Source organism: Dokdonia sp. Asnod3-C12, assembly GCF_045063975.1.
Lineage (GTDB): Bacteria > Bacteroidota > Bacteroidia > Flavobacteriales > Flavobacteriaceae > Dokdonia.
The window spans coordinates 1,543,827-1,564,574 of the sequence record NZ_JBEFNY010000003.1 but is presented as its reverse complement, the minus strand read 5'-3'; the positions used below and the strand labels follow the sequence as shown (position 1 = coordinate 1,564,574).

At 40.0% G+C, this 20,748-nt stretch carries 16 protein-coding genes and 1 tRNA gene; 9 read left to right on the top strand and 8 right to left on the bottom strand.

Annotation, left to right across the window (positions count from 1 at the left end; translation table 11 throughout):
• Positions 1-6 precede the first annotated feature (6 nt).
• From ACJJVW_RS07225 to ACJJVW_RS07205, 5 genes are all read right to left on the bottom strand, one after another.
• The gene (locus ACJJVW_RS07225; protein ID WP_405251188.1) at positions 7-1,227 is read right to left on the bottom strand and encodes a TolC family protein; all 1,221 of its coding nucleotides are present in this window, start codon (positions 1,225-1,227) and stop codon (positions 7-9) included.
• Complete coding sequence (locus ACJJVW_RS07220; protein WP_108877497.1) at positions 1,224-4,976, bottom strand: efflux RND transporter permease subunit; 3,753 nt, start codon at positions 4,974-4,976, stop codon at positions 1,224-1,226. Before ACJJVW_RS07220 ends, ACJJVW_RS07225 begins: the two co-directional genes overlap by 4 nt.
• A gap of 108 nt (positions 4,977-5,084) precedes the next feature.
• Positions 5,085-5,504, bottom strand: a complete 420-nt coding sequence (locus ACJJVW_RS07215) for an HYC_CC_PP family protein (protein ID WP_405251187.1) — start codon at positions 5,502-5,504, stop codon at positions 5,085-5,087.
• A 262-nt stretch (positions 5,505-5,766) separates the two neighbouring features.
• A tRNA-Ala gene (locus ACJJVW_RS07210) sits at positions 5,767-5,843 on the bottom strand.
• 13 nt (positions 5,844-5,856) lie between these two features.
• Complete coding sequence (locus ACJJVW_RS07205; protein WP_035335057.1) at positions 5,857-6,648, bottom strand: universal stress protein; 792 nt, start codon at positions 6,646-6,648, stop codon at positions 5,857-5,859.
• A 48-nt stretch (positions 6,649-6,696) separates the two neighbouring features.
• Here ACJJVW_RS07205 and ACJJVW_RS07200 point away from each other — a divergent pair, with 48 nt between their 5' ends.
• Entirely contained in the window at positions 6,697-7,197 is a 501-nt protein-coding gene (locus ACJJVW_RS07200; protein ID WP_298323335.1) for a GNAT family N-acetyltransferase, read from the top strand.
• 69 nt (positions 7,198-7,266) lie between these two features.
• On the top strand, positions 7,267-8,610 hold the full coding sequence (locus ACJJVW_RS07195; protein WP_298323849.1) for an MATE family efflux transporter: 1,344 nt from the start codon (positions 7,267-7,269) through the stop codon (positions 8,608-8,610).
• A gap of 8 nt (positions 8,611-8,618) precedes the next feature.
• On the opposite strand, the gene ACJJVW_RS07190 is transcribed toward ACJJVW_RS07195, so the two are convergent.
• A complete protein-coding gene (locus tag ACJJVW_RS07190) occupies positions 8,619-10,523 on the bottom strand; it encodes a sodium:proton antiporter (RefSeq protein ID WP_298323336.1) in 1,905 nt (634 codons plus the stop codon).
• Positions 10,524-10,741: 218 nt separating this feature from the next.
• Here ACJJVW_RS07190 and ACJJVW_RS07185 point away from each other — a divergent pair, with 218 nt between their 5' ends.
• The 3 genes from ACJJVW_RS07185 (at position 10,742) to ACJJVW_RS07175 (ending at position 15,200) form a co-directional block, all read left to right on the top strand.
• A complete protein-coding gene (locus tag ACJJVW_RS07185; RefSeq protein WP_405251186.1) occupies positions 10,742-11,602 on the top strand; it encodes an MBL fold metallo-hydrolase in 861 nt (286 codons plus the stop codon).
• 4 nt (positions 11,603-11,606) lie between these two features.
• Complete coding sequence (locus ACJJVW_RS07180) at positions 11,607-13,280, top strand: S8 family peptidase (protein WP_405253073.1); 1,674 nt, start codon at positions 11,607-11,609, stop codon at positions 13,278-13,280.
• Positions 13,281-13,352: 72 nt separating this feature from the next.
• Complete coding sequence (locus ACJJVW_RS07175; RefSeq protein ID WP_405251185.1) at positions 13,353-15,200, top strand: M1 family metallopeptidase; 1,848 nt, start codon at positions 13,353-13,355, stop codon at positions 15,198-15,200.
• Positions 15,201-15,255: 55 nt separating this feature from the next.
• Here the strand turns inward: ACJJVW_RS07175 and ACJJVW_RS07170 are convergent, their stop codons facing one another.
• Positions 15,256-16,527 (bottom strand): Y-family DNA polymerase, encoded by a 1,272-nt coding sequence (locus ACJJVW_RS07170; RefSeq protein WP_298323342.1) that lies wholly within the window; start codon positions 16,525-16,527, stop codon positions 15,256-15,258.
• Positions 16,524-16,883: a S24 family peptidase gene (locus ACJJVW_RS07165; RefSeq protein ID WP_405251184.1), complete on the bottom strand. Its 360-nt coding sequence runs from the start codon at positions 16,881-16,883 to the stop codon at positions 16,524-16,526. The genes ACJJVW_RS07170 and ACJJVW_RS07165 overlap by 4 nt, the downstream gene beginning before the upstream one ends.
• Positions 16,884-17,007: 124 nt before the next feature.
• Between ACJJVW_RS07165 and rnpA the strand changes: the two genes are divergently transcribed.
• From rnpA to ACJJVW_RS07145, 4 genes are all read left to right on the top strand, one after another.
• Complete coding sequence (gene rnpA / locus ACJJVW_RS07160) at positions 17,008-17,391, top strand: ribonuclease P protein component (RefSeq protein ID WP_405251183.1); 384 nt, start codon at positions 17,008-17,010, stop codon at positions 17,389-17,391.
• Positions 17,366-18,187, top strand: a complete 822-nt coding sequence (locus tag ACJJVW_RS07155; protein ID WP_405251182.1) for a DUF4349 domain-containing protein — start codon at positions 17,366-17,368, stop codon at positions 18,185-18,187. The genes rnpA and ACJJVW_RS07155 overlap by 26 nt, the downstream gene beginning before the upstream one ends.
• Before the next feature lie 64 nt (positions 18,188-18,251).
• The gene (locus ACJJVW_RS07150) at positions 18,252-19,877 is read left to right on the top strand and encodes a S41 family peptidase (protein WP_405251181.1); all 1,626 of its coding nucleotides are present in this window, start codon (positions 18,252-18,254) and stop codon (positions 19,875-19,877) included.
• The gene (locus ACJJVW_RS07145; RefSeq protein WP_405253071.1) at positions 19,870-20,748 is read left to right on the top strand and encodes an OmpA family protein; all 879 of its coding nucleotides are present in this window, start codon (positions 19,870-19,872) and stop codon (positions 20,746-20,748) included. Before ACJJVW_RS07150 ends, ACJJVW_RS07145 begins: the two co-directional genes overlap by 8 nt.

Below are 20,748 nucleotides of genomic sequence, written 5' to 3'. Positions count from 1 at the left end.
TTTAGATTATTGATTTATTAAATAGTTGATAATGGACGATTGCACATAGTACCCTTTTACCGACTCGATTTGATTCATTTGAAATTTTAACTGCAATTCCTGAATATCCAGCACATCATTAAAGTCTATAGTGCCTGTCTCATAATTTTTTATTAGAATTTCTTCGGCATCTTGCGCTTTCTTTAGGTTTCGGGCTTGTGTGTTGTATGCTATGCGTGCTTGATTGCGTTGCGATTGCGCTTTCGCGAAAGCGGATTCCAACACATTTAATCGTTGTTCCCGTTGTGTTTCTATTTCTTGCTGACGCAGTTCATTTTGCCTTGAAATAGATTTATAACGGTTGTTGAAAATGGGGATGGACACCGAAACCATAGGCATCAATACATCTTTCCCATTATCGCTGAAGTTGACATCGCTACGTTCAGTTACAGGCAAGTAATCCAAACCAAAACCAATCATAGGCAAGCTCTCACGCTGGTTGAGCAATTCAGATTGTGCTACCGATTCATAGAGCTTATCGTACTTGAGTAGTTCCGGATTTAGCGTCAGCGCTTCATTGTCATAAAATGGGTCTTCCTGCGGAATTTCCATTTCTGGAATTACGTCAACATTCATCATTGAATCACGATTAAGCAAGTTGTTGAAAGCTGTTTGTTCTGCTGTAAATTCTTCTTCCAGCACTTCTTTTTGTTGCTGTAACTCGTTCTGCCGTATCTGAAGTCGTAATACATCTACGGCGCTCGCTTTGCCCACTTCTACAGATGTGAGTGCAAGTCGCTCATAGGTTTCCAGTAGTTGTATGTTTTCGTCCAGTACGGCTTGCTTGGCACGTATGGAATACAAACGATAATAGGATTGTGCGACCGAAAGTGCGAGTTTGCGTTTTGCAATCGTGATGTCTACATATTCGGCATCTGCCATTGCGGTTGCATAATTTTCACGAGCCGTGATAGTACCGAACCACGGCAACATTTGCTTGACACCTATACGTGCTCGTTGCGCGCCCACTCTGGTTTCTGGCTCGCTCACAAAATAGCCGGCACTTACTTCGGTATTGGGAATCCAGTTGGCTTCGTTTACCTTTTCTTCGGCGATGTTGTAGCGCAATTCAAAGGCTTGAATTTCTGGATTGTTGGCTTCGGCTTCCTGAATGTAGGATTGTAATTGTTGCGCTTTCGCGAAAGCGGAAACAAACAAGAACACCAGTATATATTTTAATTTTTTCATCTGTTTGCTTTTTTAAGTTGGTATTCCTTTTTCCAGCTGTATAGGACTGGCAGTAGGAAATAGGACGTGACATCGATTATCATTCCGCCAAAAATGGGTATCGCCATCGGTATCATTATATCGCTTCCCTTTCCTGTAGATGTGAGTACTGGTAGTAGTGCCAAAACTGTGGTTACGGTTGTCATCAAACACGGACGGATACGTTTTCCAGCCGCTTCCAAAGTGGCGAGCCTTATATCTTTTTGAGAATCTGGGTCATTGCTTTTGAAAGATTGGTCTAAATAGGTGGCCATTACCACGCCATCATCCGTTGCGATACCGAAAAGAGCTATAAAACCAACCCAAACGGCCACACTTAAATTGATGGTTTTCATATTGAATAAGTCCCGTAGGTTCTCGCCAAAAAAGCTGAAATTGAAAAACCATTCTTGCCCATACAACCAAATCATTATGAAACCACCTGCAAAGGCTACGGCGATTGCTGTAAACACCATAAGCGATGTAGAAACCGATCTAAACTGGAAATACAAAATCAAGAAAATAACGAGCAAACAAAGTGGTACGACAACCGATAAGGTTTTTTCTGCTCGCAACTGATTTTCATAAGTTCCCGTAAAGCGATAGCTAACACCTTGGGGTACGACCAGCGTACCGTTGTCAATGTTTTCTTGGATTAAGGCTTGAGCATTTTCCACCACATCTACTTCGGCAAAGCCATCGAGTTTATCAAACAGCACATAGCCAATTAGAAAAGTATCTTCGCTCTTAATGACTTGTGGTCCTTGTTCGTATCGAATTTCAACCAATTCACCCAGCGGTACAGGACTGCCTTTTTCTACGGGAACGTAGATGTTTTTAAGGTCGTCTGGATTTGCCCGTAACTCTCGTGGATAACGTACACGCACGGCATAGCGTTCACGACCTTCCACGGTTTGTGTGAGTGGCATACCACCAACCGCCACTTGAAGGATTTCCTGCACATCCATTATAGATATGCCGTAACGTGCCAGTTGGTCTCGCTTAATATCGATGAGCAAGTACGGTTTGCCCACGATTCGGTCTGCAAAGACGGCTTGTTCTTTAACACCTTCGGCTTGTTTTAAAATGTCTTCCAGTTGCAGTCCAAAGTTTTCTATCGACTTTAAATCGGGACCTTTTACCTTGATACCCATAGGTGCTCGCATTCCCGTTTGTAGCATTACCAATCGGGTTTCGATGGGTTGCAACTTAGGTGCAGATGTCACGCTAGGCAACTTCGTAACTCGTACTATCTCGTTCCAAATATCATCTGGACTGCTGATTTCTGGTCGCCAGTTGCGATAGTATTCGCCATCTTCATCTTCAATCAAATCATTGCGTGAGGCAGTAGTCTTGAGCGAAGCTTTTTCATAGTTTACATCTTCATCTATGTCATTATTTGGGTTGATGATGAATTTATTGTTCTTCAGCACAAACAATCCATCGTCATTAACCTTATAGCGTTGTCGCTCGCCAGAGCTATTTCGCATATATTCAGATTTATACTGAATGACGTTTTCGTACATTGAGAGTGGTGCTGGGTCAAGAGCGCTTTCTGTCCTTCCAGCTTTTCCTACCACGGTTTCAATTTCAGGAATGCTTGCCACCGCCATATCGAGCTGTTGCAGAACACGTTTGTTTTCTTCGACACCTGCGTGCGGTAGTGAGGTAGGCATTAAAAGGAATGAACCTTCATTGAGCGCTGGCATAAACTCTTTGCCCGTATTTCGCATTATGAGAATACCGAGCGTGAGCACCGTAGCCGGAACGATTAAGAATAGATATCGGTTCTGAAGTGCCCATCGCAAAATACGCTCGTAATATATCCTGAAAATTGAGAATACACCGAGCAATCCAAAACAGATAGTGGAAACAAATATCAGGTTCATCACGATGCTTCGGTCAAAGCCTAACGGTCGCCAATAGGTCGCGAGCAAAAACACGATGGCAACCGATGAAATGATAATGTCGATTAGGTTTTTACGCTTTCGCGAAAGCGTACCACGCATCTTTAAAAATGATGTGATGGCAAAGGCGATAAGAATTAGTCCTAACCAAAAGCCATAAACGATGGCGAGAATCCCCAATAAAACAAGTACGCCATTGATGGCATATTGGGTGCGTTCTCGTACACTCGTCTTGCGGAAAAGGAATGCCGCGATGGGTGGAATAATAAACAGCGCAATGACGAGCGATGCAGTGAGTGCCATTGTTTTAGTAAAGGCAAGTGGACGAAACAGTTTTCCTTCGGCACCAATCATCGTGAATACGGGCAAGAAACTGATTATTGTTGTTAAAACTGCGGTTAGGATAGCACCAGAAACTTCGGCAGTTGCGTTGTAGATGATTTCGTTTGTACTGTATTCCTTACCGTTTTCATTAAGGCGTAACTTTTCATCTTCCAAATGCCGTATCATATTTTCAGCGAGTATGACACCCACGTCCACCATTGTACCGATGGCAATGGCGATACCTGAAAGCGCAACGATATTTGCATCTACATTAAAGAGCTTCATCGTAATAAATACCATCAAAACGGCTACGGGCAATAATCCTGAAATAAGTATAGATGCTCGCAGGTTGAACACCATTATGATAATGACCAAAATGGTAATCAAGATTTCCAAAGTCAGGGCTTCGTTTAGCGTGTCCAGCGTTTCTTGAATGAGTTCGGTACGGTCGTAAAATGGAACGATGGTTACTTGTGAAGTGCGACCATCTGCCAAGGTTTTTGTGGGAAGACCAGAGCTGATTTCGGCAATTTGTGCCTTCACATTATTGATAACTTCCAACGGATTTGCACCATAGCGAGCGACTACAACACCACCTACGACTTCGGCACCTTCCTTATCCAGAATACCACGTCTTGTGGCTGGCCCTAAATGAACATTAGCCACATCTTTGATACGGATTGAAGTAAAATTTTCAGAATCAACCACCGCACTTTCAATGTCTGCGATAGACTTTACGTAACCTAATCCGCGCACAAGATATTCTGCTTGATTGATTTCGAGCGTTTGTGCGCCTATATCTTGATTACTCTGCTTTACGGCCTTGACCACATCGCCCATACTTACATTGTACTGGCGCATTTTTTCTGGGTCGATATCGACTTGATATTCCTGAACATAGCCACCTATGGAAGCTACCTCAGAAACACCACTTGCAGAGGATAGCCCGAACTTTACATAGTAATCCTGAATACTACGCAATTCCTGTAAATCCCAACCGCCAGTCACGTTTCCGTCTTTATCACGACCTTCCAACGTGTACCAAAATATCTGTCCCAGACCTGTGGCATCTGGCCCTAATGATGGGTTGACACCATCGGGCAAAAGGTTTGCAGGAAGTGAGTTCAGTTTTTCGAGTATGCGACTGCGTGACCAGTAGAACTCAATGTCTTCTTCAAAAATGATGTAGATGCTCGAAAATCCAAACATAGAAGAACTACGAATGGTTTTCACGCCTGGAATACCCAGAAGGGAAGTGGTAAGCGGATATGTGATTTGGTCTTCTATATCCTGTGGCGAGCGACCTTGCCACTTGGTAAAAACAATCTGCTGGTTCTCGCCAATATCAGGTATGGCATCTACGGCAACTGGCTCTGTAGGCAGAAAGCCAGTTTCCCAATTAAAAGGCGCATTAACCACGCCCCAACCCACGAATAGGGCGAGTAGTAGAACAGCAACAAGTTTGTTTTCTATGAGAAATTTAATGCTCTTATTCAGCATAGCATTTGATTATTAGATAATTGGAATTGCGTATTGCAAAAAATGGCAAACACGAGTTTTAGCCCACGACAGCATAGCTGTTGGGCTTCATTCTAAAAATCTAACAAATCAAATTAAGAAAGTCTGGTGCAACACTTGCACATCCCGTTTGACAAAGGGTCGCGGGTAATCTTCAAAAGGAACTTCTTCAGATTCGGTTCCTTCAAAAAGGTTTATATATGAATAGGTAAAAGCAGCGATGAACGTTTGCTGCTCGAATGAAAGTGTGTCAAATGAAATTTTGAGGTCGTCCTTGCCTTCCTTGACAATTTGCTGGTCAGTACAACACGATTTTTCAGTCATTTTAGGATTCTCACAACTTTTTACGGATTGCGCTTTTTCCATTCCGCAACCTTCAGCTTTTGAGAATAAACTGAAATCTTCCAAGTTATCCCCACAATAGTGCATATCCACGGTGAATGACGTCGTGGTTACGAGCACCACGCAAGCCATAAAGATTGCCATTGATTTGTGAAGAAATAGTTTCATTTATTGTAAAGCTAGGTATAATTTTTAATTATTTCAATTGTTTAACGGAAGGTTATGTTTTACTATAGAGATTATAGGGATCTAAACATTGCTTATATTCTTCGAAGTAATCTAGAAAAGATATAAAAAGCAGTGAAGATCTTGTTTTACACCAAAATGGATCAAATATTAATTAATATTCTTAAAAGCCCATTTTGCGTGCAAATTGCGTGCAAATGAAAAAAGCTTCAAGAGTTGAAAACCCTTGAAGCCCTTTGAGTACTGGTGGAGAATACCGGATTCGAACCGGTCGCCTCTTGCCTGCCAGGCAAGCGCTCTAGCCAAATGAGCTAATCCCCCATCATAATCAATATTATTGTACTCTTAAAATAAGAAGAGGTTTTGTCGTAAAGAATTCTTTCTTTAGTACAACATTTTTCTCCCATAGTTTCTTAAAGAAACCACGTTTTCTGCGCACAACACATAACATATCTGGCTCTACAGACTGGAAGTGCTCTAGCACTCCTTGATAGGTAGTTGCATTTGTTGTGTTTTTATAAGACGCGCTCATTTTTTTAAGATCATCAGATACTTCTTTCATAGCTTCGTCAGATTCTGGAGTTTCCACGTGCAATAAGTGAAGTTCTGTCCCAAAATGTTTTTGAAGCTTTCTCAATGGTTCTAAATGACGTTTTTTATCAAACTTTCCATTTTTGAAAGCCATTAAAATATTTGAAGGCTCCTTAAATTTTTCATTTTCTGGCACTACCAGTACCGCAATATCAGTTCCTTTTACAAGCTTCCCTGTCATGTTACCTAGATACACCTCATCACGCACAGAGTTACTACGTGGTGACAATACCATAAGATCTACAGGAACGTGCTTATTAAAGCGCTCTACGCCCTCTATCACACCTCCTTTAATAGGGTGAGCAACTACAGATACTCCTTTGTGGTCTACTCCATTTACAACTTTCTCGAGCCTGCTTTCTGACTCTTCTTTAATAACGGTATTGAGCTTTGAAGCACTACCTGCTTTAGAAAACTCTTGAAAGACTGATATCGCATACACATTTGCATCAATCTCTTGTGCAAGATCTATTGCATATTGAAGCGTATTAAAAGCGCTATCTGAAGAACCTATGGGAACGAGAATATTTTTCATACTGTAACTTGTATTTTTACCTATTAACACAAAAATACTTTTTAATCTGTGATTGTACCTGCAAAAAATTCAGAAATCCCTGAAATCCTTTCACTTACTCGTGCCTGTGCGCAAGAAATGATCTCAAGAAATATTTTTCAGTGGAATGAGCACTATCCTACTGCCACTGCTTTTGAGCAAGATATTGCTCGTGATGAGCTCTTTCTTCTCAAAGAGAATGATAGCGTTATAGGTACCATTGTGTTGTCAACATTAATGGATGATGAGTATCTAGACATTGACTGGCTCACCCCTTCAAAAAATAATTTGTACATCCATAGACTTGCCGTACATCCCGACTATCAAGGACAAGGAAACGCTCGCAAACTAATGGATTATGCATACGCTTTCGCGAAAGCGCACTCGGCACCATCCATACGTCTCGATACTTTTTCTCAAAATAAACGTAATCAAAAGTTCTATGAAGCTCGAGGTTATGAGAAACTAGGGAGTATCTTTTTTCCAAAACAAAGTGAGTACCCATTTTACTGCTACGAAAGAGTTCTCTAGAGGTGGGTTATCATTTTATTAGTCTGTAATTTTACATTTTATTGATCTTTCTATTTAAAAAACTATCCTATCAGCACCTCCACAAGTAATATAGATATTTCATTCAAGCGTATACAACAGCTTGCCATTCCTGCGCTTGTTGCTGGTATTGCAGAGCCTATACTGTCTAGTACAGATGCCGCTGTAGTGGGTAATATGGCAGAAAATAGCGTTGAGTCACTTGCTGCGGTAGGAATTGTGGGTTCTTTCTTATCTATGCTAATATGGATTTTAGGTCAAACACGTAGTGCGATATCTACCATTATCTCCCAAAATCTAGGAGCAGGAAAACTAGAGGATATAAAGGTTCTCCCTGCTCAAGCAATTTACTTTAATATCATCCTAAGTATTGTGGTACTTGCTAGCACCTATTTCTTTGTTGCCGAAATTTTTACGCTACTCAATGCAAAAGGTTTAGTCCTCTCATTAAGTATCGATTACTATAATATTAGAGTATGGGGCTTTCCGCTCACCTTATTTACGTTTGCTGTTTTTGGGATTTTCAGAGGATTGCAGAACACTTTTTGGCCTATGATTGTTGCCATCATTGGTGCTTCTCTAAACATAGGTTTAGACATTGCATTAGTGTACGGTGTAGAAGGAATTATCGAACCGCTTGGTGTAAAAGGAGCTGCGTGGGCTAGCTTGATTGCTCAAGGAGTTATGGCCATTATGGCGCTCATACTTTTACTAGTAAAAACAGAGGTTTCTCTTAAACTTACATTGCCCTTACATCCGGAAATAAAAAGGCTTATCTCCATGAGTCTTAACTTGTTTGTGCGCTCATTTTCTCTTAACGTGGCGCTTGTGCTGGCTGTAAGAGAAGCAACTGCAATAAGTGATGAAACTGTGGCGGCACATACTATTGCTGCCAATATCTGGCTATTTACAGCCTTTTTTATCGATGGTTATGGTGCTGCAGGAAACCTGCTAAGCGGCCGTCTACTTGGAGCAAAAGACTATCCTAATCTATGGCAATTAACCAAGAAAGTTGTTCGTTACAATCTTGTTGTTTCGGCTGTATTAATTATTGTTTGTACCTTTTTATACAAACCTCTAGGTCTTCTTTTTAGCAATGAAGAAACGGTACTCTCTGTCTTTTACGGAGTGTTTTTTATGGTAATTATCATGCAGCCTATTAATGCTGTAGCATTCACACTAGATGCCATTTTTAAAGGGCTCGGTGAGATGGCGTGGCTACGCAACACGCTATTACTAGCTACTTTTGTAGGTTTTGTACCTGTGCTCTATATAAGTAAATATTTAGGATGGGGTGTGATAGGCATCTGGCTCGCCTTTATCGTATGGATGCTTTTTAGAGCAGGCATGCTCGTCTTCTTTTACAAGAAAAAGTATTACAACAGGCTATCTTAAAGTATATCTTAATCACCTATTGGGACAATAACATCTCCATCATCACTCGATAGTGTCTGGCTAGCTTCAGTTACTTTGGCTAGATCTTCATCGGTAATCGGTTTTCCTAGGTAAATTAAGTGGCTTCCCTCAAAAGATTTTACATCCACGTCTTGTATAAATGAGCTAATGATTTCTAAGGTATTATCCTTCTTCTTTACAAACAGCGGAATCATATTTTTATCATCTGCCACAAGTTTTCCTATAGCCATGTACTCCTCCTTTGAAGATACCGCAACCTCATTAATCGTAGGATACTGTCTCGTAACATCTGTCATATTAAAGAAGTCATCTGTTGCCGAAAATAATCCTTCCTTAGGTAGTTGTGCGATGTTATCCATCTCTCTCTTAGAGATAAGACGGTAAGCTCCATTTTCTCCAAACTGCTTTCTAAATCGGTTAATCGCATATTTATTAATATCGCTGTTTCCTGTTAATGACATTAAATATCCTATGTCACTAAGCTCAACATCATCTGTAAGATCATCTGCATAGACATTTGCCTCTAGCGCCATGAGCCCAGCTTCTTTTGCGGTACGTATATGATTAGAATTACTATCAAGAAGTACAACGTGACGACCATTTTTTTGAAGATATTTGGCTATTAATCGTGGCATTTCTGATGCTCCTACAATAAGAATACCCTCAGATTTAGTAAGAAATACACCCACCATCTTTGCAAATAATCGTGCAGTAGTTGCATTCAATAATACGGTACCCAGTACAATCATAAATACCAATGGTGTGATGTACTCTGCTCCTGGTTCTCCTTTTATTAACAACTTAGACCCAAAAAGTGAAGCAATACCTGCTGCTACAATTCCTCGTGGTCCTACCCATGAAATAAACAGCTTGGCATTCGTCTGTAAGTCTGATCCCCAAGTACTCAAGAAGACGCCTATAGGTCGTATCACAAATACCACTACAAGAAATAACGCTAATGTCTCCCAGCGATATAATAACTCAAGGTCCACAAGATTCATATTTGCCGAAAGCAAAATGAACAGCACAGAAATAAGTAAGACACTCAATGACTCTTTAAAGTATAGTAGTTCCTTAATATTAGGAAGGTTTATGTTTCCTAGTACCATTCCCATTACAACTACTGCAAGTAGTCCAGACTCGTGAGCAAACTGGTCTGACATTACAAATACACCTAGCACTGCGGCTAGTGTAAATACATTCATCAGATAGTGTGGTACAAGCTTCTTTTTGATAATAAAAGCCAGCGCATGAGCAAACGTAAACCCAAACGTACTTCCAAAAAGTACAATTTTACCAAACTCCACTAAGGCCGTCTTTGTAAAAGCTGCTCCTTCTCCTACAGAGATAAACTCATACATTAATACTGCCACAAGTGCTCCTATAGGATCTATAAGAATCCCTTCCCATTTAAGTACTGTAGAGATATCTCGCTTTACAGGTACGTTTCTCAAAATTGGCGATATCACGGTAGGTCCTGTTACAATGATAAGTCCTGAGAACAATAAAGAGATCTGAAGACTAAGTCCAAATATCCAGTAGGCAGCAAATCCTGCTCCTAAAAATGTTACAAGGCTTCCTATAGAAATAAGCTTTGTAATTACTGGACCTACATTCTTAATTTCATCACGTTTTAGTGTAAGTCCGCCTTCAAAAAGGATAATAGATATGGCAAGCGATACAAACCAATACAAACTCTCTCCTGGAAAAAGTCCTTCTTCCCCATTCCATATAGGTTCTATCCATTTTGTACCATCTTCAGAGATTAAAGTAGATACAGGTCCTACAAAGAGACCTATGAGTAGTAATGGTAAAATTGCTGGTAATTTTAAACGCCATGCGGCCCATTGTGCAATGATTCCTAAAATAATGATTCCAGCGAGTTCTAACATGGTAATTCTGTTTTGATGCGATATTAGTGTTTTTCCGTTTTTGGCGGTCGTTGTGAAGTTACAATTCTTTGTTAAAAACTAGGGGTGCCAACCGTTTAAAAAGCGCCTTTTTGGTATTTTGCAGAGATTTTGTTTTTGGGAATAGTACTCTTTTTTACAATTTTCACGCTTTCGCGAAAGCGTAACTGTAGTAATCCCACTTAGATGCAACCTTATTTATGAAAATATATCCCATTGAAGCCGGAAATTTTAAGTTAGATGGTGGTGCCATGTTTGGCGTTGTTCCAAAGACTATCTGGAGCCGAACAAACCCTGCAGATGCTAATAATCTCATTGATATTGCCGCAAGATGTATGCTTATAGAAGATGGCAACAGGCTTATTCTCATTGATAATGGAATGGGTGATAAGCAATCTGAAAAGTTTTTTGGCTATTACCACCAGTGGGGAGACCACTCCATAGATGCATCGCTTGCTCAATATGGTTTTCACCGTGATGACATTACAGATGTATTTATGACGCACCTACATTTTGATCACGTAGGTGGAGCCATCCAGTGGAATAAAGACCGAACAGGTTATGAACCTGCATTTAAAAATGCGAAATTCTGGACCAATGAAAATCACTGGCAATGGTCTGTTGAGCCAAACAATCGAGAGAAAGCTAGTTTCTTAAAGGAAAACCTCATCCCTATGCAAGAAAGTGGACAGCTTCACTTTATAGAACGAGGAGAACAAGCTTTTCAAAAAAATAGCGAACTCAACTTTGGTATTCTCTTTGCAGATGGTCATACAGAAAAGCAAATGCTTCCACATATCGAGTATCAAGGTAAGACCATTGTTTTCATGGCAGACCTGCTCCCTACTCTAGGACACTTACCCATTCCTTATGTGACAGGTTATGATACAAGACCGCTACTTTCTATAAGCGAGAAAGAACAATTCTTAAACATCGCTGCAGATAATAATTACTATCTATGGCTAGAGCACGATGCTCACAATGAAATTATTACCGTACAGCACACCGAGAAAGGCGTGCGTGCAAATGAAATTTATACCTTTAAAGACTTATTTAACTAATATGATGAATTTACAACACACAAAATCTCTTGTGATTGCAGCAATGGCTGCCACTTTTTTAGCCTCTTGTGAGACTCCATCTGCACTGGTAACTGTACCCGTAGAAAATGTAGATAGCAACCCTCTCAAAGTTTCTGCACTTACAGAAAGTGAGAAACAAGCATGGAGCTCAAGAGATCTTAGAACTGATACCATTCCAGGCATGAGCGTAGATCGTACGTATGCCGAAATTCTTCCTGGTAAGTCTGGACAGCAAGTAATTGTTGCTGTGATAGATTCTGGTATAGATATCAACCACGAAGATCTTAAAGGTCGCATCTGGACGAATCCAAAAGAGATTGCTGGTAACGGTAAGGATGACGATAACAATGGATATATAGATGATGTACATGGCTGGAATTTTCTAGGCGATGTAGGTGCAGAGCAACTTGAGTTTGTACGTATCATCAAACGTTTTGAAGGTGAGTTTGCTGGTAAAACACTCGCAACTATTCCTGCTTCTCAAAAAGATATCTTCTTACAATATCAAAAAGCAAAAGCTGAGTATGACGAGAAAGTTGCAGGTGCACAGCGTCAAAAAACACAATACGAGCAAATCGCTAGCCAGCTTAAATCTTCACATCCTGCGATAGTAAAGGCATTAGGAAAAGAAGATTACACGCAAGCAGATCTTGCAACTATTAAAAACCCTTCTGCCGAGATGCAGAACCACATTGGGTTTATTACTCAAATGTTTCAGTACACAGAGAGTATTCCTGATTTTATGAAAAACATAGATGAAGGTGTTGAATACTTTACTGGTCAGCTAGAAGCAAATTATAATAAAACAGCAGATTTTAGAAAAGTACTAGGTGATGATCCTTACGATATCACAGATACTAAGTACGGTAATAACAATGTATATGGACCTGAGCCAGACGGTGCAAAGCACGGTACGCACGTAGCAGGAATCATTGCTGCAACTCGTAACAATGGTAAAGGAATGAATGGTGTTGCAAATAGCAACATTAAGATCATGGCAGTGCGCGCAGTGCCAGATGGAGATGAGTATGATAAAGATATCGCACTTGCAATACGCTACGCAGTAGATAATGGTGCAAAGGTGATTAATACCTCTTTTGGAAAGTACTACGCACAAAACCCTGAGTGGGTTTATGATGCAATAAAGTATGCTGCCAAAAATGATGTGCTTATCGTAAACGCTGCAGGTAATGAAGGGTTATCTCTTGATGATCCAGCAAACCGTGTGTATCCTAATGATCAACTAGACAATGTAACAGAAATGGCAGATACTTTCTTAACGATAGGCGCTCTAGCACCTAAGTATGGAAGCCAGTTGCTTGCAAACTTCTCAAACTATGGGAAATCTAATGTAGATGTATTTGCCCCTGGAGTAGATATTTACTCTACTACACCAGAAGATACGTATGAGTATCTAGGCGGTACGTCTATGGCTGCGCCCAACACAGCTGGAGTTGCTGCAATGTTACGTAGCTACTACCCTAAGCTTTCTGCAAACGAGGTTAAAAATATTATCATGAAGAGTGGTCTTACTACTAATACTTCGGTAATTTTAGGTGGAGATACAGAGAAGCAAGCACGCTTCAATGAAGTATCAAAATCTGGCGAAATGGTAAATATGTACAACGCTTTTAAACTAGCAGAACTACAAAAATAATTTTAGTAATTTCTCAAAATCCCAAATTCCTCAATAATGGAGTTTGGGATTTTAACTTTAAATCAATCTATAATGAAAAACGCTTACAAATTACTGTTGATGGTATCGTTGTTCGCTTTCGCGAAAGCGTATGCACAAAACAACACCTCTTACTGGCAACAGCACGTCGATTACGAAATGGAAATCGACATGAATGTAAAAAACTATCAGTATGATGGTACACAAAAGCTAGAGTACACAAACAACTCTCCAGAGACGCTAGACCGTGTTTTCTATCACTTATATTTTAACGCGTTCCAACCTGAAAGTGAGATGGACGTGCGCTCACGCAACATTGCAGATCCAGATGGTCGTGTAAAAGATCGTATCAGTAAGCTAGCTCCAGATGAGATTGGGTTTATAAAAGTAAATAGCCTTACTCAAGATGGTGAAAAGTTAACTTACGAAGTAGCGGGAACAGTACTTGAAGTACAACTTGCAACTCCTATTGCACCCGGAGCAAAGACTACTTTTGAGATGGATTTTAAAGGTCAAGTACCTACTCAAATACGCCGTAGTGGTCGTAACAACAAAGAAGGTGTTGCACTATCTATGACGCAATGGTACCCAAAAATGGCCGAATATGATTTTGAAGGATGGCACGCAGATCCTTATATCGCTCGTGAGTTTCACGGAGTTTGGGGAGATTTTGATGTAAAAATCAATATTGATGAGAACTACACAATAGGTGGTACAGGATATTTACAAGATCCAGAAGATATGGGTCATGGGTATGCAGGAACTTCTATGAAGCCAGGTAAAAATGCAAAACGTGGCAAATTACAATGGCACTTTAAAGCACCTAACGTACATGACTTTACATGGGCGGCAGATCCTGAGTATGTGCACGACATGATCATGGGAGAAAATGATACGGAGCTTCACTTTTTCTATAAAAACAAAGAGTCTATCAAGGAAAACTGGAAGAAACTCCAGCCTATGACGGCAGACTTACTTGCCTTTTATAATAAGCATGTAGGCACATATCCATACAAGCAGTACTCTGTGATACAAGGTGGTGATGGTGGTATGGAGTATGCGATGAGCACACTTATTACTGGTGAGCGCAAGTTTGGAAGCCTTTTTGGTGTGACTGCACACGAGATGGCACATACTTGGTTCCAGTTCTTACTAGCAAGTAATGAAGCAAAACATGAGTGGATGGATGAAGGGTTTACGTCGTACATCTCTTCTCTTGCCGAAAATGAACTTACAGGAGGTGATAATCCTAATCCGCTTTCCGGATCGTACAGAGGCTACTATTACCTCGTTAAAAGCGGTAAAGAACAACCACAAACAACGCACGCAGATCGTTATAACGAGAACATGCCTTACAGCATCGCTGCATATAGCAAAGGAGCAGTATTTCTTGCACAGTTAGGATACGTTATTGGTGAAGACAACCTTAAGAAAACACTTAGAAAGTATTTTGATGATTTTTCTTTTAAACACCCTACACCTAACGACATTAAACGAACTGCAGAAAAAGTTTCTGGAATGGAGCTAGACTGGTATTTAATGGACTGGGCACAGACTACAAACACTATTGATTATGGTATCACAAGTGTAGAAGCAGATGGTAATAAAACTAAAGTTACGCTTACGCGAAAAGGACTTATGCCTATGCCTATAGATCTTTACGTTGATATGGCAGATGGTTCTCAAAAATCATACTACATGCCGCTACGCATGATGCGTGCCGAAAAGCCAAACCCAACACCAAACATCGCTCGTGAGCAACTAGCAGACTGGCCTTGGACAAATCCTACCTATACATTCACCATTGATGCACCACTAACTGAGGTAAAAATGATGAAGATTGATCCTACATCAATGATGGCAGATATTGATCAAACAGATAACGTTTGGGAGAAGGAGTAAGGAACCTCTCTGAAAACATAAAAATTATAAACCAACCCATTGCGGGTTGGTTTTTTTATTCCCCTATCTCCAGTAAACTATCCCACTGCGTGGTATATCTAGGGCTGCGCTCTTCTTTGATGAGTTCCCATTCCTTGTTACTTTTTGTGGTTCCAGATAATCCTGCAGAAACGGTAGACTTCCCATAGCGGTTATTAATAGCGTCAAAGGCTTTTATGAGACGTTTATCTCCCGTCGCTTCAGGCATAAAGAGATTGCCTTGTACTTGCTCCTCTGGGATGAGGCCTAAGAGGTCTACTCCTACTTTTTTATACTTAAATCCTGGCTTATAGATTCGCTTTAAAGCTTTCTTAGCTTCTACTATGAGTATGAATGTATCATTTGTGGGCACCGACAAGGTTATAATGGTCTTGTCTGCGTGTTGCACATCATTTGTGCTGTGGTAGTTTGTGGTAAGATAGATACGCAGTTGTGTACAGCAACATTTCTGGAAACGTAACACCTCGCTTACTTCACTTATGTAGTAAGCACAAGCCTCCTCAATTTGAGGCAGATTATCCAGCTTTTTACCAAAAGACTTTGCGGTACCTATTGCTTTTTTCTTTCGCGGAAGCGTATCAAAAGGAATACATGATTCTCCATTAAGTTCGCGCCAGAGCCGCTCCCCTATTACCGTCATTTCTTTGCGTACCCAAGCTAGCGGCAATTGTGTAAAATCATAAGCTGTAAAAACACCCACATTTGCCAGGCGTTCTACATGCTTTTTACCAAGTCCCCAGACATCTTTTGTTTCGGCCCATTTGAGGCATTCTATACGGCGTTCTTCGGTATCCATGACAAAGACGTAATTAAAGCGTGCTATCTTCTTTGAGATTCTATTGGCAAGTTTTGCAAGGACTTTAGTAGGTGCAATCCCTACGCCTACTGGCACTCCTGTGCGTCGCACAACGGCATCTTTAATTTGGTGCCCATATGTTTCGAGGTTTACGTGGGTAATACCAGATAGGTCTACAAATGACTCATCTATACTATACACCTCAACGGCTGGTGAGAAATCTCTCAGCACATTCATCACGCGATCAGACATATCGCCGTACAGCGTATAATTAGATGAAAATAGAGTCACATCATTTTGCGCTAGCAATCCCTTGATTTTAAATAGTGGATCGCGATAAGGAATGTGTGTGAGCGCCTTTGCTTCTTTATTTTTGGCGATAATACAACCATCATTATTGCTAAGTACAGCCACTGGTCTTCCTCGTAAATCTGGACGAAATACTTGCTCGCACGAGGCGTAGAAGCTATTACAATCTACCATCGCAATCATAGCGCTTTGTGAATTATGTAGCTTATCATTCCCCAGAGTTCTACCATTTTATTAGTGTTGATTCTCTGTACATCAAAACCGTCTGAGGTCACCACTAGAGCAAGTTTGCCCTGACTAGGATGTAAAGCTCTGTCTATAATTAAAACGTCTTGATCTAGAATATTGTAATCCTTCCATGTATCCCCTTTTACGCGTACAAAGAAAGTTGCATCTCGAGAAGAACTGAGCTCTTTATTGAGGTCAATCATAGGCTCTCGATAGTGCGTCGCGGGACTGGGGAAACCAGTTTGCACAGATCGATTACCTGCATAATCTTCTTTGGCTCTTTTTACTTTATGAGGTTGTAGTTCGTTCACACTACAAATTTATGGATATATTCCTATTAAACGTATTTTATCCATAATTTTATGTGCTTTTTTGCTTTCGCGAAAGCGTAATACTACCACACAACCTATTTCAATTCTACTATCTTTGCTCGCAATGCCACACACATACCCAAAAGCCGAAAAATTAAAGTCTAAAAAATTGATAGACACCCTTTTTATTGAGGGAAAGTCTGTCAAGTCTTTTCCGCTTAGGATGGTTTATATAGAGACCCCGCTATCTACTGATGCTTACATGGTACAAGCTGGAGTCTCTGTATCCAAGCGTAATTTTAAATTGGCTGTTTCTCGCAATCGCATAAAACGTTTAATGCGAGAGTCATATCGTTTACATAAAGACCTTATAGACACGAAGGGCACGACATTTGCGATGCTTATTTTATATACAGGCCAAGAGGAAGTCTCTCAAGCAGTTCTTCATAAGGCAATGGTCAAACTTATAAAACGTTTTAACGATGCGACAGCTCCTTCTACTTCTTAGTTTTTTACTCATTATTTCATGTGAAAATGCCGAGAACGGTACTTCTAGCACCAGCGAACCAGGACTAGCTTACGAGGCTTATGACGATATGGAGCTTGATGAAATAGTACTTGAAGAAACTGCTCCAGATACTCAAGCCACTGCACAAAAAATTATCAAAACAGGAAATCTACGTTTTGAAACTCAGGATATGGCGGCAACGCACGCACATATTCTTACAGTTATAAAAAAGACTGAAGGATATATACAGAATGATAATTCTGGTAAAGAGAGCTACGGCGGCGTTTTTCAAAATCTCACTGTGCGAGTTCCTACTCGTAATTTCCAGATGGCACTTGATGAGATTTCAAAAGGTGTAGCATATTTTGACGAGAAGACCATCTCTCAAAAAGACGTTACCGAAGAATTTGTAGACCTCAACGCCCGCCTTAAAGCAAAGCGAGCGCTAGAAGATCGTTACATTAACTTACTATCTAAGGCAAAAAATGTCAAGGAAATGCTAGAAATAGAAGGCGAACTCGCAGAGATACGAGAAGAAATAGAAGCAAAGCAAGGAAGACTTAAATATCTACAAAGCCAAGTCTCCCTAAGCACACTACACATACATTTTTATAAGAACGAGGTGGCGACTAAGGTCACAAACTCCTATGGCTCAAAAATGATGAATGCCCTTAAAAGTGGCTGGAACGGTGTTTCGGTATTCTTTTTAGGTTTGTTGCATCTTTGGCCATTTCTTATCTTGTTAAGTGTAAGCACGTTTTTTGTGCGTCGCTGGATAAAAAAGAAAAGTAAATAATATACGTACGCTTTCGCGAAAGCGTTATACTCACAGTTACGGTCTACTACAGATATAAAAGATTATGAAAAAGAAAATATTCATCCCCATCATTGCGGTTGCGATTGGTATAGGAACGGTAAGTTTTAAAAGTGACTTTTTTGAAATTGCAAAGCAAATCGAAATTTTTACAGAGCTTTTCAAAGAGCTTAACATGAATTATGTAGATGAAACTAACCCTGCAGAATTGATGGATAGCGCAATAGAAGGGATGCTTGCAGATCTTGATCCTTATACTAAATACTGGACTGAGCAAGAGGTTGAGGACGCCAAAATTAATCGCTCTGGAGATTACTCTGGAATAGGAGCAACGGTAAGAAACGTAGCTAATAAAATGACCATTGTTGAGCCTCGCAAAGGATATCCAGCAGATAAAGCAGGATTAAAAGCGGGTGACAATATCCTTAAAATAGGTGATATCACCGTTGCAGATATGGACGGAGATGCAGGAGATTTATTAAAAGGAGCTCCTAACAGTGAGGTCGTTATCACTTATGAACGTCAAGGAAAAACGAATACTACTACGATAAAACGTTCTTCTGTTGAGATTGATGCGGTTCCGTTTTCAAAATTAATTGATGGAGATACTGGGTATATCGTACTTACTACTTTTAGTAAAAAAGCATCAAGCCAAGTGAAGGATGCACTCGTAAGTTTAAAAACGGATGGGGCAAAAAAAATCATTTTAGATCTACGTGGTAATGGTGGTGGATTACTAAGTGAGGCTATCAATATCTGTAATCTATTTTTACCTAAAGGATCTCTTATTACTACGACAAAGTCTGTTGTTAAAAAGTATAATAAAACCTATGTAACCCAGCAAGAGCCGGTGGATATTGAAATACCACTAGTAGTGCTCGTAAACGGTAGATCTGCCTCTGCATCTGAGATTGTTTCTGGTGGTTTACAAGATTATGATCGCGCGGTAGTTGTGGGAGCTAGAACCTTTGGGAAAGGCCTTGTACAGCGTCCTAAGCCACTTACTTATGGAACTTCTGTAAAGATTACGATATCTCGCTATTATACTCCTTCTGGACGTTGTATCCAAGCGTTAGATTACTGGAATCGTGATAATGATGGTAATGCCGTGCGTACGAATTCTGAAGATTATAACGAGTTTAAAACTAAGAACGGCCGTAAGGTTTTTGATGGTGGTGGTGTACTACCAGACATTCAAGTATCATCTGCAAAGCTTAGTCCTGTGACTACAGCGTTACTTAAGGATAACGCCATTTTTGAGTACGCTACAGATTATTATTACAAGCATCAGTACAGCGATATGAGCGAATTCTCATGGTCTCAAGCTGATTTTAGTGATTTTAAAAATTTCTTAACACGCACAGGTTTTAACTATGAGACCGAGACTGAAAAAGCTTTTGCAAAAGCGCTTTTGCAAGCAGAAAAAGATGATCTTAAAAAAGAAGTACAATCTGCATACTCACAACTAGATAATGCTATTGCACAAGCCAAAAATAAAGCGATAGATGAGCGTCAAGAAGAGATTCAAAATTTACTGATTGATGAGATTGTAAAACGATACTTCTATCGTGACGGACTGTATGAATACCAGCTTATTAACAATACAGAAATTAAAGAAGCGACTACTGTGCTCAATGATAGTAAACGCTATAGTAAGATTCTAAATTATTAAATTTCTTGCCTTACATATTGCATGTTACCTCTGTGTACTTTCTGCAAGTGCGCAAGTAGATCGCACTCATGAAACCTTTTTTGATACAGACAAGTCGGCACTTATTAAAACAGAGCTAGCGTCTTTAAATCGCTTTATCGCATCGCTGCCTAAAGATAAAATAGAAGATATATCTATTTATGGTTATTGTGATGATCGTGGCACAGATGCCTATAATAAACGTCTCTCGCAAGATCGCGCAAATACTATTAAGGACATTTTTATGTTGCAAGGTGTTGCAGACACAATTATCAAAAATTCTGATGGAAAGGGAGAGCTTTTACTCACCAGATTAGATGATGCGGGAAGCGAGATACAACGTAAACTTAATCGAAAAGTAGAAATTATCGTTTCTCTAAAACAAGCCCGCAAGGCTACTCCAGAAGAAGTAGAAGTGGCTGAAGAAATCACGACTAAAATAGATCGCTATAAAAACTACGAAGAAGACACGATAGCCAAAGGAGATCGTATTTTGCTTAAAAACATCCTGTTTAAAACCAACTATAGCTACATACACGGGAAGTCATACAATGATTTAAAAAAGCTAGCCAAATACTTAAAAGGACATCCAGAAATCATATTTAAAATTCAAGGTCATGTGTGTTGTGTAGATCATGGTCGCGATGGTATCAATCTTAAAACAGGCAAGCGTAATCTCTCTGAAGCAAGAGCAAAGTTCATTTATGATTATCTAGCAGATCAAGGAGTTTCAAAAAAACGCATGCGTTATCAAGGTTTTGGAAGCAGATTTCCACTAGGTGGTGACCCGGCAGATGATAAGCGTGTGGAAATTTATGTAACTTATATCAAGAAGGTAAAGGCTAAGAAGTAG

Excerpts from the sequence above, each read along its gene's own strand:
- ACJJVW_RS07220 (WP_108877497.1), bottom strand. The coding sequence starts at position 4,976 with ATGCTGAATAAGAGCATTAAATTTCTCATAGAAAACAAACTTGTTGCT.
- ACJJVW_RS07215 (WP_405251187.1), bottom strand. The coding sequence starts at position 5,504 with ATGAAACTATTTCTTCACAAATCAATGGCAATCTTTATGGCTTGCGTG.
- rnpA (WP_405251183.1), top strand. The coding sequence starts at position 17,008 with ATGCCACACACATACCCAAAAGCCGAAAAATTAAAGTCTAAAAAATTG.
- ACJJVW_RS07170 (WP_298323342.1), bottom strand. The coding sequence starts at position 16,527 with ATGATTGCGATGGTAGATTGTAATAGCTTCTACGCCTCGTGCGAGCAA.
- ACJJVW_RS07150 (WP_405251181.1), top strand. The coding sequence starts at position 18,252 with ATGAAAAAGAAAATATTCATCCCCATCATTGCGGTTGCGATTGGTATA.
- ACJJVW_RS07190 (WP_298323336.1), bottom strand. The coding sequence starts at position 10,523 with ATGTTAGAACTCGCTGGAATCATTATTTTAGGAATCATTGCACAATGG.
- ACJJVW_RS07175 (WP_405251185.1), top strand. The coding sequence starts at position 13,353 with ATGAAAAACGCTTACAAATTACTGTTGATGGTATCGTTGTTCGCTTTC.
- ACJJVW_RS07180 (WP_405253073.1), top strand. The coding sequence starts at position 11,607 with ATGAATTTACAACACACAAAATCTCTTGTGATTGCAGCAATGGCTGCC.
- ACJJVW_RS07205 (WP_035335057.1), bottom strand. The coding sequence starts at position 6,648 with ATGAAAAATATTCTCGTTCCCATAGGTTCTTCAGATAGCGCTTTTAAT.
- ACJJVW_RS07225 (WP_405251188.1), bottom strand. The coding sequence starts at position 1,227 with ATGAAAAAATTAAAATATATACTGGTGTTCTTGTTTGTTTCCGCTTTC.
- ACJJVW_RS07185 (WP_405251186.1), top strand. The coding sequence starts at position 10,742 with ATGAAAATATATCCCATTGAAGCCGGAAATTTTAAGTTAGATGGTGGT.
- ACJJVW_RS07155 (WP_405251182.1), top strand. The coding sequence starts at position 17,366 with ATGCGACAGCTCCTTCTACTTCTTAGTTTTTTACTCATTATTTCATGT.